Origin of the sequence: Plantibacter sp. CFBP 8775, from assembly GCF_014839505.1 — a bacterium.
In the GTDB taxonomy this organism is placed as follows: domain Bacteria; phylum Actinomycetota; class Actinomycetes; order Actinomycetales; family Microbacteriaceae; genus Plantibacter; species Plantibacter auratus.
The window spans coordinates 89,501-101,748 of sequence record NZ_JACYNV010000002.1; the positions used below are offsets into that span (position 1 = coordinate 89,501).

Sequence of the window (12,248 nt, forward strand, 5' to 3'; positions counted from 1 at the left end):
TCATGCGTTTGCATGGATATCCAGGACAACGGCGTTCACACCCGCGCTATTCCCGGCCCGTTCGGCATCCTGTCCACAGCGCGCCGCGCGAGCCGTACGCCGTGTCGGCCAGCTATGGCAGGATCACCGCATGAACGGCTCACCGAACCCTTCGTCCAGCATGCCGACACCGGCCCCGCGGCACGTGTGCGGCATCGTCCCGCCCTGGTTGCTCGAGCGCATCGCCGAACTCGACGCTCCGCAGCTGGCACGCGCCGCCAGTGCCGCACGGTACTCGCTGCTCGCCACGCGACCATACCGCTTCCCCGCGCCAGGGTCGGAGCGGGCCGCTGATCCCGTGCGCAGCGCCACGGCCGGCAAGCGTCCGGTCGGCACCCCGGAACGCAGCATCCACGACGCCCGGCGGACCGAGACCCTCCCGGGCACGCTCGTCCGCTCGGAGGGTGAGCCCGCCACCACCGACGCCGCGGTCTCCGCCGCTTACGACGGCCTCGGCGACACCCACGCCCTCTTCGCCGAGGCGTTCGCACGCGACTCCATCGACGGCCGCGGGCTGCCGTTGCTCGCCACGGTGCACTACGGCGACGACTACGACAACGCGTTCTGGAACGGCGAACAGATGGTCTTCGGCGACGGCGACGGCGAGGTCTTCCGCAGCTTCACGAGCTCCCTGAGCGTCATCGGCCACGAGCTGGCCCACGGCGTGACGCAGTACACGGCGAACCTCGTCTACGAGGGGCAGCCTGGAGCGCTCAACGAACACGTGTCCGACGTCTTCGGCGCCCTCGTCGAACAGCATGCGCGCGGCGAGGACGCGGCATCGGCGTCCTGGCTCATCGGCGAAGGGCTCTTCACGGACGAGGTCGAGGGCAACGCACTGCGTTCCATGCTCGCCCCGGGCACGGCCTACGACGACGACGTCCTCGGCAAGGACCCGCAGCCGGCGCATTTCGACGACTACATCGAGACGACCGACGACAACGGAGGCGTCCACCTCAACTCCGGCATCCCCAACCGGGCGTTCGCGACGCTCGCCGTCGCCCTCGGCGGCAACGCCTGGGAGCGTGCGGGGCTCATCTGGTACGACACCCTCATCGGCGGCCTGTCGGAGCGCGCCGACTTCGCGACCTTCGCCGCGGCGACGATCGCTGCGGCCGCCGCCAGGTTCGGTGTGGACTCGGAGGAGCACACCGCGGTCGGGCAGGCGTGGGCGCTCGTCGGCATCGAGCCGTCCGCGTGAGCGTCGTGGCAGCGCCCGCGCTCGCGGAGTAGCATCGCGGCATGAAGGTCACGGTGACGAGGAGCGGCGGTGTAGCCGGTCTCACCCGACGCTGGGAGGTCGTCGTCGACGAGCAGCCCGACGTCGACCGGTGGATCGTCCTGCTCGACCGCCTCCCGTGGGACGACACCCCACAAGGACCACCGGTCCCGGATCGGTACGTCTACCGCATCAGATGTGCGCCTAAGGAGGCCACCCTCGGCGAGCAGCAGCTCACCGGTCCCTGGCAGGAACTCGTCGAACGGGTGCGCGCCGTCCAGCCGCCACGCGACTGACGATTCCTCGCCAGTCGGGTGACGCCGACGGCGTCAGTGCTGCGGGAAGCGCTCCGCCAGCAGTTCGATCGTCCGCTCACGTGCGGGCGCCGAGTTCGACGGCGTGCCCTCCCGTGCAGACCCGACGGGCGACACCATGACCTCGTCGACACCGAAGCGGTCGGCGAGACCCTGCAGCTCCGCCGCAGCCTGGTCGGCGTCGCCGATGATCCAGGCAGCGCGCATCTGCTCGACGAAACCGAGCTCGAGATCGCTCTGCTCGGTCGCGGCGGCCTCTTCGACGGTCGCGATGGGTCCGAGCGGCTTGCCGGAACGCAGTCTCGCCATCTGCTGCAGGTTGGGGAGCGCCAACGCTTCCGCCTCGGCGGCCGTGTCGGCGACCACTGCGTTCGCGGTCAGGAAGGTGCGAGGCGCGTCGAGATGTGCGGACGGCTGGAAACTCGACCGGTAGAGCTCGAGGGCCCGAGCCGTCCCCTGGCCGGAGAAGTGGTGCGCGAAGACGTAGGGCAGTCCGAGTGCTGCGGCGAGCGCCGCCGAGTAGTCGCTCGAACCGAGCAACCACACGTCCGGCACACTGCCGGCCTTCGGCGTTCCCCGCAGGGCGTACTCCTCGCCGGAGGTCATCCGCACGCTCGCACCGTCGACGCCGAGGAGGGCGACGATGTCCTGCACGTTGTTCGGGAACCGGTCGACGTCGCTCGTGTTGCCCGACTGGCGGAGCACGGCGGAGATGACCGGGTCGCTGCCCGGTGCCCGGCCGAGGCCGAGGTCGATGCGGCCGGGCGCGGACGCTTCGAGGAGCGCGAACTGCTCGGCGACGACGAGCGGCGCGTGGTTCGGGAGCATCACGCCGCCGGAGCCGACCCGGATCCGCTGCGTGGCGGCGGCCAGGATGCCGATGACGACCGCGGGGTTCGTCGATGCGACGGACGGCATGTTGTGGTGCTCGGCCACCCAATACCGGTGATACCCCAGCTCGTCGGCGCGCTTCGCCAGGGCGATCGTCGCTGCGAGGGCAGCCGCGGTGTCCTGGTCGGTGCGGACGGGGATGAGATCCAGTATCGAGAGTCGCATGGTCACCTTTCGTCGCGCTGCCGAACGGCGACAGACGCATCAGGGTGCAGCGCTCGGACGGCCTGACATATTCCGCCTCGGCGACCGCAGTGGATTCCCAGGGCGATCCAAGCCGGATGCCACACCTGACGCGTACGCTGGACGCCCGCGACCATGAAGGAGCACAGCATGGGATTCCTCGATCGACTGCTCGGACGCCCCGACTCCGATGGACCTGTCCAGGGGACGGGCGGCGCGAGCCCGGCCTCGGCCCCCGCACGGACGGAGGACGAGATCGCCGTCGAACGCTACCGCTACCTCCTGCGGACCGCGCCGCCGGAGACCATCGAACAGGTCCACCAAGAGGCCTTCACGAAGCTCACCCCCGAGCAGCGGGGCATCCTGTACCGACAGCTGTCGGAGGACGCCCCGACCGGTGAGGCACCGGCAGACGACTCCCCCAAGGCCCTCGCGCGTTCGGCCACCCGGGCCGAAGTGCGGCAGCCCGGGACCCTCGAGCGCACCCTCGGTCCGCAGGGCGGCGGGATGAGCTTCGGCAGCATGCTGGCGAGCTCCATGCTCGGCACCATCGCCGGTGTCGTGGTCGGTTCGGCCATCGCGCAGGCGTTCATTCCGGACACCGTCGGAACCGATGCCGCAGCCGATGCCGGCGGCACCGATCAGAGCGGTGCCGAGGCAGGGGCGGGAGACGGCGCGGCGACAGACGCCTCCGCCGACGGCGGTGGCTGGGGTGACGGTGGATTCGGCGACGTCGGTGGCGGCGGCGACTTCGGTGGTGGCGGTGACTTCGGTGGTGGCGGTGACTTCGGGTTCTGAGCCCTGCCGACGCCCGGGCGCGGCGCCATGCGTCCGTCAGCGCCGCTGACCACCCGCGGTACGCGCAGGAGCGGCCGTCTGGAGTTCCACGGCCCGCTGGGCGAGCAACTCGATGACCGCTTCGATCCGTGCATCCCGGTGCGCGTCGTCGGATCGCTCCACCCACGTCGCGAGTTCCCGCTGTGCGCTGTTCGGCAGGCCGCGGAAGAACGACAATCGACCGGCGTCGTCGATCGCCTCCTCGAGGTCCGGCCGCAGCCGCACCACCGTGCCGGTCGCCGAGAGCGGCGCGGCTCCCACATCAGCGTGTCTGCCCATGCCGCAACGGTAGTGGGTCAGGCGGCAACCGTCGAGCAGCTCGGTCCTGACCGACCTCGGCCGGGTCTTCGGGCCGTCAGGCCCTCAGGCGAGTTCCCACGACGCGACGCCACCGCCGACGACGACGAACACCGGGTGCGGCTGCGGTCGCCAGACCTTCGCCCACCGGGACGCGACGTCGGGGCTGCGTCCGAGCAGGTGCCGTCGCAGGTTGCCCCATTCGTAGTCGAGCTGGCCGTCGGTCACGACGAGGGGTTCCGGGAGGACGCCGGCCGCGACGACACGCGCACGGTCGAAGACGATGTCGCGCTCCTGCGCCTCGTCGGCGACACCGTTGAGGTAGGCCGCGATCGCCTCCAACGGTTCGTCGGCCTCGAGGAAGCGCTGGAGCTGCGGGTGTGCACGGAGGCTCGATTCTGGCTCCTGCAGGACCCGCTGGGCGATCAGCCCTTCACGCCAGGACGACGTCAACGCTTGGGCGTCGAAGTACCGGGGATGGATCGACCAGAGACGCATGTCTCCATCCTGCCCGAGGGCGCTGACAACCGACTCCGGGCAGCCCCTGCCCCTCGCCGCCGAGCCCTGCCGCGACGCGCGTAGGCTGAGGTGCATGCCTGAGCGCGCCACATCCCGTCACCCGATGCCCCGGTGAGCGCTGCACCCGGATCCGGTCGGCGCGGGCTCCTCGTCGATCTGAGTCCACTCCGGGAGAGTCCCGCCTTCGCCCGCCTGTGGATCGGCGGGGCGATCACCGGGATCGGCGGCCAGATGACCATCGTCGCCGTCGGCCTCCAGGTCTACGACCTCACCGCGTCGACGTTCGCGGTCTCGCTCGTGGGCGTCATCGCCCTCATCCCGATGATCTGCTTCGGGCTCTACGGGGGCATGCTCGCGGACGCGTTCGACCGACGCACGGTCGCCCTGACGGCCGCCGTGGTCACGTGGGTGTCGACGGCGATCATCGCGGTGCTCGCCTGGAGTGGCTCAGAGGTGGTCTGGCCCCTGTACCTCCTCACGACGATCAACGCCGTGTCGACGACCATCGTCGGGACGACGCGGCAGGCGATCCTCCCCCGGCTGCTGCCGGCCCGCCTCCTGCCGTCCGCCGCGGCGTTGTCCGGCATCGCAGCGGGTGTCATGGTGACCGTCGGACCAGCGCTGGCCGGGGTGCTCGTGGCCGGCGTCGGCTTCCGGTGGACCTACACGATCGACGTCGTGCTGTTCGTCGCCGCCTTCCTCGGGATCGCGTCGCTGCCGAAGATCCTGCCCGAAGGCGGCATCAGTCGACTTCCGGGCCTCGCGAGCCTGGTCGACGGCTGGACCTTCCTCCGGACGGCCCCGAACGTCCGGATGACGTTCATCGTCGACATCGTCGCGATGACGTTCGGCAACCCACGGGTGCTCTACCCCGCCGTCGGCACCCTGTTGCTCGGCGGCGGCGCGATCACCGTCGGGGTCCTGACCGCGGCCGGCGCGGTCGGCACCCTCCTGTCGAGCCTCGTCTCCGGACGACTCGGCCGGATCGACCGCCAGGGCCGCGCCATCGAGCGGGCCATCATCGTCTACGGGCTCGCCATCGCCTGCTTCGGCGCGGTCCTCGCGTGGGTCACGTTCTCCGGAACGGCGACGCACGATGCCGCCGACGCGAACCTCCCCGCCATCGTGATCGCGGCGATCGCCCTCGCCGTCGCCGGAGCGGCCGACAACATCAGTTCGATCTTCCGGATGACGATCCTCCAGGCGGCCGTGCCCGATGCCGTGCGGGGCCGGCTGCAGGGCGTCTTCACCGTCGTCGTGACCGGCGGACCCCGCGTCGGCGACCTCTACATCGGCCTCGCCGCGTCGGCCTTCGCGCTCTGGGTGCCGGCGCTCGCCGGCGGGCTCCTGGTCGTCGTGCTCGTCTGGACACTCGTCCGCGTCCAGGGGGCCTTCCGTCGCTATGACGCCCGGACGCCGACGCCGTAGCGCCTAGGCGGGAGCCGTGGCGATCGAGAAGACGTCGCGACCGCTGAGCGAGGCTCGGCCGGGCAGACCCTCGAGCTCGAGCACCAGCCCGAGCCCGGCCACCTCGTATCCGGCGCGCTCGATGAGGTTGACCGCCGCACCGCAGCTGCCGCCCGTCGCGAGCACGTCGTCGAGGATGAGCACGCGCGTCCCGGCCGGCAGCTGCTCGGTGCGCAGCTCCAGGGCGGCGGCGCCGTACTCGAGGCCGTAGTCCTCGCGGAGCACCTCACCCGGGAGCTTGCCCGCCTTGCGGATGGGGACCAGTCGCGTGTGGGTCGCGTACGCGACGGCCGCGGCGAGCAGGAACCCACGGGCCTCGACACCGGCGACGGCGTCGAAGCGACCCTCGAAGCGCGCCGCCAGCTCGTCGATGATCGCGCGGAAGGCGTCGGCGTCGGCGAAGACCGGGGTCAGGTCGCGGAACAGGATGCCGGGCGTCGGGAAGTCCGGAATGGTCGCCGTCAGGCGGTCGACGTACTGGGTTGCGGTGGTCATGTGGTCCTCGTTCGGTCTGGGAGACATGCGACACCCCTCGCCTCCGCGACACGTCGGTCGAGAGAGACGAGGGGTGACCTGCGGATGGTTACTTGACGCCCAGGAGGTCGATCACGAAGACGAGCGTCTGGCCGGAGAGCTGGTGGCCACCGCCGGCCGGGCCGTAGGCGAGCTCCGGCGGGACCGTGAGCTTGCGGCGACCGCCGACCTTCATGCCGGGGATGCCGTGCTGCCAGCCCTGGATGAGGTTGCGCAGCGGGAAGTTGATGGACTGCCCGCGGCTCCAGGAGGAGTCGAACTCCTCGCCGGAGTCGTAGCCGACGCCGAGGTAGTGGACGTCGACGGTCGAGGAGGCCTGGGCCTCGTCGCCCTCGCCGAGGAAGATGTCCTCGATGACGAGTTCGGTGGGGGCCGGGCCCGTGGGGGCGTCGACCTCGGGCTTGGTGCGTGCTGAATCGGTCATGACTCCATCCAAGCAGTTCCGCCCGATCGGTTCATGCGGATTTCGCTGAGCGCGTGACGTCCCGGGCCGGCCCCTGGTGGCGTGGTCGTGGCGCCGCACCCGGTACTTGGGGGTTGCGGGCCGTGGCCCCCGGGTGCATGCTGGAGGGACAGACCAACTCATCGCCCGGGCGACTCGCAGGCATTGCCGCAGCACCGGGCGATGAGTCTGTCCGGGGCCGTCGCCCGGGGATCCGTCTCGCCTCCCGTTCCATCGTGTCCGGGCACCCGCAGCTCGGACCGCTATGTCCACAACGCCCGCGCCCGACGCGCCTGCGATACCGTAGACGGGTGAAGTTCGCCCATTTCGTCGCCACAGACCACCAGCCGAGTACCCCCGCAGAGCCGCGGGTCCGACTCGCCGTCATCAGCGACACCGGGGCGGTGTTCCTCGACGAGATCCTCGAGGACGCCCCGCGCGACCTCCAGGAGCTCATCGAACGCGGCCCTGCCGAGCTGGACCGTGTACGGAGCTTCGTCGAGACGTCGCTCGCCCACGGTGTCAGCGGAGAACCCCTCGACGGGCTCGTCCACGCGTCCGCGGTCCTCCGTCCGCCGACGATCCTCGCGGTCGGGCTCAACTACTCGGCGCACTCGCAGGAGCTCAACCTCAAGACCGACAACGCCCCCACCATCTTCGGCCTGTGGGCGAACTCGCTCACCGGGCACGAGGGCACCACGAGCTGGCCCGCGGCGATCAGCGAGCAGGTGGACTACGAGGCGGAGCTCGGTGTCGTCATCGGCCGGGCCGCTCGCGATGTCGATGCGGCCGATGCGCTCGGGTACGTGTTCGGGTACACCGTCGTCAACGACATCACCGCCCGCAACATCCAGTACTCCGAGGCGCAGTGGTCGCGCTGCAAGTCCTTCGACGGGTTCACCCCGACCGGCCCGGTCGTCGTGACCGCGGACGAGATCCCCGACCCGCAGGACCTCCACATCTCGACCGTTCTCGACGGCGTGACGCTCCAGGACTCCTCGACCAGCCACATGGTCCGCAGCGTCGCGACGCTCATCGAACACTTGTCGGGCTCAGCGACGCTCCTGCCCGGAACGCTCATCTCGACGGGTAGCCCGGGCGGCGCGGGATACTCGCGCGACCCGCAGGTCTTCCTGACCGACGGCGCGACGGTGACCGTGTCCGTCGAAGGCGTTGGATCGCTCACGACGCACTGCACGGTCACCGCCGGGTAGCGACTCCCCCACAGCACACGACGAAGCCCTCCGGACCCTGGTCCGGACGGCTTCGTCGTGTGCAGCCGCGTCGGTCAGCGACTCGGGTCGGAGTCCGCGCCCGGGATCGGCAGGTCGATGATCGGGATGGCCGAGGTGATGGCCTCGATCCCCGAGAGCCGCGCGGGCGAGAGCTGCTTCGTCACCTCATCGCGCGTCATGAGGTTCGCCTCGACCACGAGGTCCGCCACATTGCGGCCCGTGAGCAGCGCGGTCTTCGCGAGCGCCGCAGCCGACTGGTACCCGATGAACGGGGTCAGGGCGGTGATGACGCCGACGGACGCGCCGACCATCACCTCGAGCCGTTCCTCGTTCGCCGTGATGCCGTCGATGCAGTTCACCCGGAGCGTCTTGCACGCCTGCGCCATCCAGACGATGCTCTGCAGCAGCGAGTGGGCGATGACCGGCTCGAAGGCGTTGAGCTGCAGCTGCCCGGCCTCGGCCGCCATGGTGACCGTCATGTCGGCTCCGACGACGCTGAACGCCACCTGGTTCACGACCTCCGGGATGACCGGGTTGACCTTGCCCGGCATGATGCTCGATCCGGCCTGTCGGGGCGGCAGGTTGATCTCGCCGAGGCCTGCCTGCGGACCACTCGACAGCAGACGCAGGTCGTTGCAGATCTTGGAGAGCTTGATGGCGCTCCGCTTCAGGGTGCCGCTGAACGACATGAACCCGCCGGCGTCGCTCGTCGACTCGATGAGGTCGGGTGCCGTGGTGAGCGCCAGGCCCGTGATCTGGTTGAGGTGACGGACGACGGCCTCCGCGTAGCGCGGGTCGGCAGTGATCCCCGTCCCGATCGCGGTGGCGCCGAGGTTGACCTCGGCGAGCAGCCAGAGGGTCTCGTGGAGGCGGTCGTAGTCCTCGTTCAGCGTCGTGGCGAAGCCGTGGAACTCCTGCCCGAGGGTCATCGGGACGGCGTCCTGGAGCTGCGTGCGCCCGACCTTGAGGACGTGGGAGAACTCGACGGACTTCGCGCTGCACGAGTCGCGCAGCAGGCCGAGCTCCGTCAGGAGGAACTGCAGCGAGAACGCGAGCGCGATCTTGATCGAGGTCGGGTAGACGTCGTTGGTGGACTGCGACCGGTTGGTGTCGTCGAGCGGGTGCAGGAACTGGTATTCGCCCTTGGCGTGGCCAGCGAGCTCGAGCGCGATGTTCGTGATCACCTCGTTCGCGTTCATGTTCGTCGACGTACCTGCGCCGCCCTGGATCACACCCACGATGAACTCCTCGTGGAAGTCACCGTCGATGATGATCTGGCACGCGCGGTCGATGAGGTTCGCCTTCGCCGGGTCGAGGACCCCGATCTCGGCGTTCGCGCGGGCGGCGGCCTGCTTGACGCTCGCGATGGCGACGACGAGGTCGGGGTAGACGGAGATCGGACGCTTCGTGATGGGGAAGTTCTCGAGCGCGCGTGCCGTGTGGATGCCCCAGTACGCGTCGGCCGGGATCTCCATTGAACCGAGTGAATCCGACTCCGTCCGAGTCTCGTCGCTGTTCGTCCTGTCCGCCATGTCGTCGTCTGCTCCAAGGGTGGTGGGGGTGCTGCTGCTGGTGGTGCTGATCGTCACTCGTGGCTCCGTTGCCTGGTGGGTGGATGTCCCTTCCAGCGTAGCCGGGTGCGATCCGCGATGCCTCTGCGGTGTCTTGGACCCGAGACGGTTCCGTGCCTGCGGTTCAGCGACCGTGGGTCACCGCTTGCGCGAGAACGCCTCCAGCCGCTCGGCCGGGCTCAGGGCGGCCATGCGGTCGATGAACGCCGCACTGAAGGTGTCGGCGGTGGTGTAGTCACCGAGTGGGACCGTGGAGTGGGTGATGCGGTCGTCGTAGACGTGCACGAGGTTGAAGGACTGACCGCCGAACATCCCGTTCACCTCCACGGACGGGAGCGAGAGGTTCATCGAGTAACAGCTCGCGCTGGCGACCTGGACGGGGATGCCGGCGAAGGTGCTCGAGGTGGAGTAGTGCAGATGGCCGCCCAGGATGGCCCGGACGTCGCTCCCGCGCAGCACGGCCTCGAGCCGGTGCTGGTCGCGGAGCTCGAGGATGTCGAAGAACGGGATACTCGACGGCACCGGCGGGTGGTGCATGGCGAGGATGCTGCCGAGCGGCGCCGGCGTGGCCAGCACCGACTCCAGCCACTGCAGCTGGCTGTCCTCGAGCTCGCCGTGGTGCCACCCCGGGACGGTCGAGTCGAGGCCGATGACGCGCAAGCCGCCGAAGTCCCAGACGGCGTCGAGCGGCTGCTCCCCTGCCGGCAGGTCGAGGAGCTCCGTCCGCATGACCGACCGTTCGTCGTGGTTGCCCATGAGCCAGACGATGGTGGTGCCGAGTCGCTCGGCGACGGGCTCGACCCGCTCCCGGAGTCGACGGTAGGCGTCGGCCTCTCCGAGGTCCGCGAGGTCGCCCGTGAACACCATCGCGTCGGGCCGGAGCTGCATGCGCTCGATCTGACGGAGGGCCTGCTCAAGGTTGGCCTGCACGTCGACCGCGTCGTAGAGGCGTCGGCCGTCGGCCAAGAGGTGCGGGTCGCTCAGATGGACGATGACCCTGTCGGGAGCCGGGTACTGACCGAAACGGACGTCGGAAGTCATGGTCCGAGTCTAGGAGTCACCGCCGACGTGCTCCGCCGCGGTCGACCACCCGAGGGCGGCCGACCGCGGACGGTCAGGACGCGACGCCGAGGAGCTGCTCGATGGGTCCGCGGGCGAAGAAGACGAGGAACCCGGCTGCGACGACCCACAGCAGCGGGCTGATCTCGCGCGCCTTCCCGGACAGGGAGCGGAGCACGACCCAGGCGATGAAGCCGGCGCCGATGCCGTTGGCGATCGAGTAGGTCAGCGGCATGACGACGACCGTCAGGAACACCGGGAGCGCGACCGAGAACTCGGTCCAGACGATGTCCTTGATCTGCGACATCATGAGCGTCCCGACGATGACGAGCGCGGCGGCGGCGACCTCGGAGGGCACGATCTGCGTGAGCGGCGTGAAGAACATGGCGAGCAGGAACAGCGCGCCGGTCACGAGGTTCGCGAGGCCGGTCCGTGCCCCTTCGCCGATGCCCGCACCGGATTCGATGAAGACGGTCGAGGAGGAGGACGAGGTCGCGCCACCGGCGACCGCACCGACACCCTCGACGATGAGCGCCGAGCGGAGTCGCGGGAAGTCGCCCTTGGCGTCCGCCACACCGGCCTCCTTCGAGAGCCCGGTCATCGTGCCCATGGCGTCGAAGAAGTTCGTGAACACGAGGGTGAAGACGAGCATGAGCGCGGCGAGGACGCCGATGCGCTCGAAGCCGCCGAAGCTCACCTGGCCGAGCAGGCTGAGGTCGGGCACCCCGACGACCTGGGTGGGCAGGGTCGGGACGCTGAGGTTCCAGCCACCGGGGTTCTCGCCGCCGTTGGAGGCGCCGACCTTGAAGACGGCCTCGGCGATGATGGCGATGATCGTGGAGGCGACGATGCCGATGAGCAGGGCGCCCTTGATCTTGCGTGCGACGAGCACCCCCGTGAGCAGCAGGGAGATGACGAACACGGCGGTCGGCACGGTGGCGACCGAGCCCTCGATCCCGAGGCCGACGGGCGGCGAACCGGCGCCCGTCGAGCGGACGAAGCCGGCGTCGACGAAGCCGATGAACGCGATGAAGAGGCCGATGCCGACCGTGATCGCGATCTTCAACTGGATGGGCACCGCGTTGAAGATCATGGCGCGGAGTCCGGTCGCCGCGAGGAGGACGATGATCAGCCCGTTGATGACGACGAGCCCCATCGCCTCGGCCCAGGTGACCTGACCGACGACGCTGACCGCGAGGAACGAGTTGATGCCGAGGCCGGCCGCGAAGGCGAACGGCAGCCGCGCCACGAGACCGAAGAGGATCGTCATGACGCCGGCGGTCAGGGCGGTCACGGCGGCGACCTGGGCGAAGCCGAGCTCGCCACCGGTGACGTCGGCCGAGCCGCTCAGGATGATCGGGTTGAGGATGACGATGTAGGCCATCGCGACGAAGGTCACGAGGCCGCCGCGCACCTCGCCTCCGACGGTCGAGCCGCGCTTGCTGATCTCGAAGAAACCGTCGAGACGCTCTCGGAACGAGCGCGGAGCGGTGGGCGTCGTGGTCACTGGACCTCCTGGGTCTGCATCGAAGCAACCAGCGTACCGGCACGGCGGACCGCCCCGCGACGACCGGGATGCGAGGGTGCCGCTACGATCGGCTGGACCCCTTACCCAGCACCCTCCTCACGGAATCGAGCTCA

Annotated in this window: 13 protein-coding genes; 5 read left to right on the forward strand and 8 right to left on the reverse strand. The window is 69.8% G+C overall.

Annotated features, from left to right (window positions below):
• Window positions 1–130 precede the first annotated feature (130 nt).
• Together IFR14_RS13050 and IFR14_RS13055 are read left to right on the forward strand one after the other, a co-directional pair.
• Window positions 131–1,240, forward strand: coding sequence for a M4 family metallopeptidase (locus IFR14_RS13050; protein WP_249407021.1), 1,110 nt, complete (start codon window positions 131–133; stop codon window positions 1,238–1,240).
• Between the two features lie 41 nt (window positions 1,241–1,281).
• Complete coding sequence (locus IFR14_RS13055; RefSeq protein WP_064294474.1) at window positions 1,282–1,554, forward strand: protealysin inhibitor emfourin; 273 nt, start codon at window positions 1,282–1,284, stop codon at window positions 1,552–1,554.
• A 33-nt stretch (window positions 1,555–1,587) separates the two neighbouring features.
• Here the strand turns inward: IFR14_RS13055 and IFR14_RS13060 are convergent, their stop codons facing one another.
• Complete coding sequence (locus IFR14_RS13060; RefSeq protein ID WP_064294475.1) at window positions 1,588–2,628, reverse strand: LLM class flavin-dependent oxidoreductase; 1,041 nt, start codon at window positions 2,626–2,628, stop codon at window positions 1,588–1,590.
• A gap of 168 nt (window positions 2,629–2,796) precedes the next feature.
• Here IFR14_RS13060 and IFR14_RS13065 point away from each other — a divergent pair, with 168 nt between their 5' ends.
• The gene (locus tag IFR14_RS13065) at window positions 2,797–3,444 is read left to right on the forward strand and encodes a hypothetical protein (protein ID WP_191941364.1); all 648 of its coding nucleotides are present in this window, start codon (window positions 2,797–2,799) and stop codon (window positions 3,442–3,444) included.
• Between the two features lie 36 nt (window positions 3,445–3,480).
• On the opposite strand, the gene IFR14_RS13070 is transcribed toward IFR14_RS13065, so the two are convergent.
• Window positions 3,481–3,762 carry a YdeI/OmpD-associated family protein gene (locus IFR14_RS13070; protein ID WP_191941365.1) on the reverse strand — a complete coding sequence of 94 codons (282 nt, stop codon included), beginning with the start codon at window positions 3,760–3,762 and terminating at the stop codon, window positions 3,481–3,483.
• A gap of 84 nt (window positions 3,763–3,846) precedes the next feature.
• Window positions 3,847–4,278 carry a pyrimidine dimer DNA glycosylase/endonuclease V gene (locus tag IFR14_RS13075; protein WP_191941366.1) on the reverse strand — a complete coding sequence of 144 codons (432 nt, stop codon included), beginning with the start codon at window positions 4,276–4,278 and terminating at the stop codon, window positions 3,847–3,849.
• Window positions 4,279–4,410: 132 nt separating this feature from the next.
• On the opposite strand from IFR14_RS13075, the gene IFR14_RS13080 reads away from it, so the two are divergent.
• A complete protein-coding gene (locus IFR14_RS13080) occupies window positions 4,411–5,727 on the forward strand; it encodes an MFS transporter (protein ID WP_191941367.1) in 1,317 nt (438 codons plus the stop codon).
• 3 nt (window positions 5,728–5,730) lie between these two features.
• Here IFR14_RS13080 and IFR14_RS13085 read toward each other — a convergent pair whose 3' ends face one another.
• Together IFR14_RS13085 and IFR14_RS13090 are read right to left on the reverse strand one after the other, a co-directional pair.
• Window positions 5,731–6,261, reverse strand: coding sequence for an adenine phosphoribosyltransferase (locus tag IFR14_RS13085; protein ID WP_124769542.1), 531 nt, complete (start codon window positions 6,259–6,261; stop codon window positions 5,731–5,733).
• A gap of 88 nt (window positions 6,262–6,349) precedes the next feature.
• A complete protein-coding gene (locus IFR14_RS13090; protein WP_137243256.1) occupies window positions 6,350–6,724 on the reverse strand; it encodes an FKBP-type peptidyl-prolyl cis-trans isomerase in 375 nt (124 codons plus the stop codon).
• A 329-nt stretch (window positions 6,725–7,053) separates the two neighbouring features.
• On the opposite strand from IFR14_RS13090, the gene IFR14_RS13095 reads away from it, so the two are divergent.
• Window positions 7,054–7,956 carry a fumarylacetoacetate hydrolase family protein gene (locus IFR14_RS13095; protein WP_370281973.1) on the forward strand — a complete coding sequence of 301 codons (903 nt, stop codon included), beginning with the start codon at window positions 7,054–7,056 and terminating at the stop codon, window positions 7,954–7,956.
• A gap of 74 nt (window positions 7,957–8,030) precedes the next feature.
• Here IFR14_RS13095 and IFR14_RS13100 read toward each other — a convergent pair whose 3' ends face one another.
• The 3 genes from IFR14_RS13100 to IFR14_RS13110 form a co-directional block, all read right to left on the reverse strand.
• The gene (locus IFR14_RS13100; protein WP_086474295.1) at window positions 8,031–9,509 is read right to left on the reverse strand and encodes an aspartate ammonia-lyase; all 1,479 of its coding nucleotides are present in this window, start codon (window positions 9,507–9,509) and stop codon (window positions 8,031–8,033) included.
• A 177-nt stretch (window positions 9,510–9,686) separates the two neighbouring features.
• Complete coding sequence (locus IFR14_RS13105; RefSeq protein WP_191941368.1) at window positions 9,687–10,589, reverse strand: phosphodiesterase; 903 nt, start codon at window positions 10,587–10,589, stop codon at window positions 9,687–9,689.
• A 73-nt stretch (window positions 10,590–10,662) separates the two neighbouring features.
• Window positions 10,663–12,114: an NCS2 family permease gene (locus IFR14_RS13110; protein ID WP_137243259.1), complete on the reverse strand. Its 1,452-nt coding sequence runs from the start codon at window positions 12,112–12,114 to the stop codon at window positions 10,663–10,665.
• Between the last annotated feature and the right edge of the window lie 134 nt (window positions 12,115–12,248).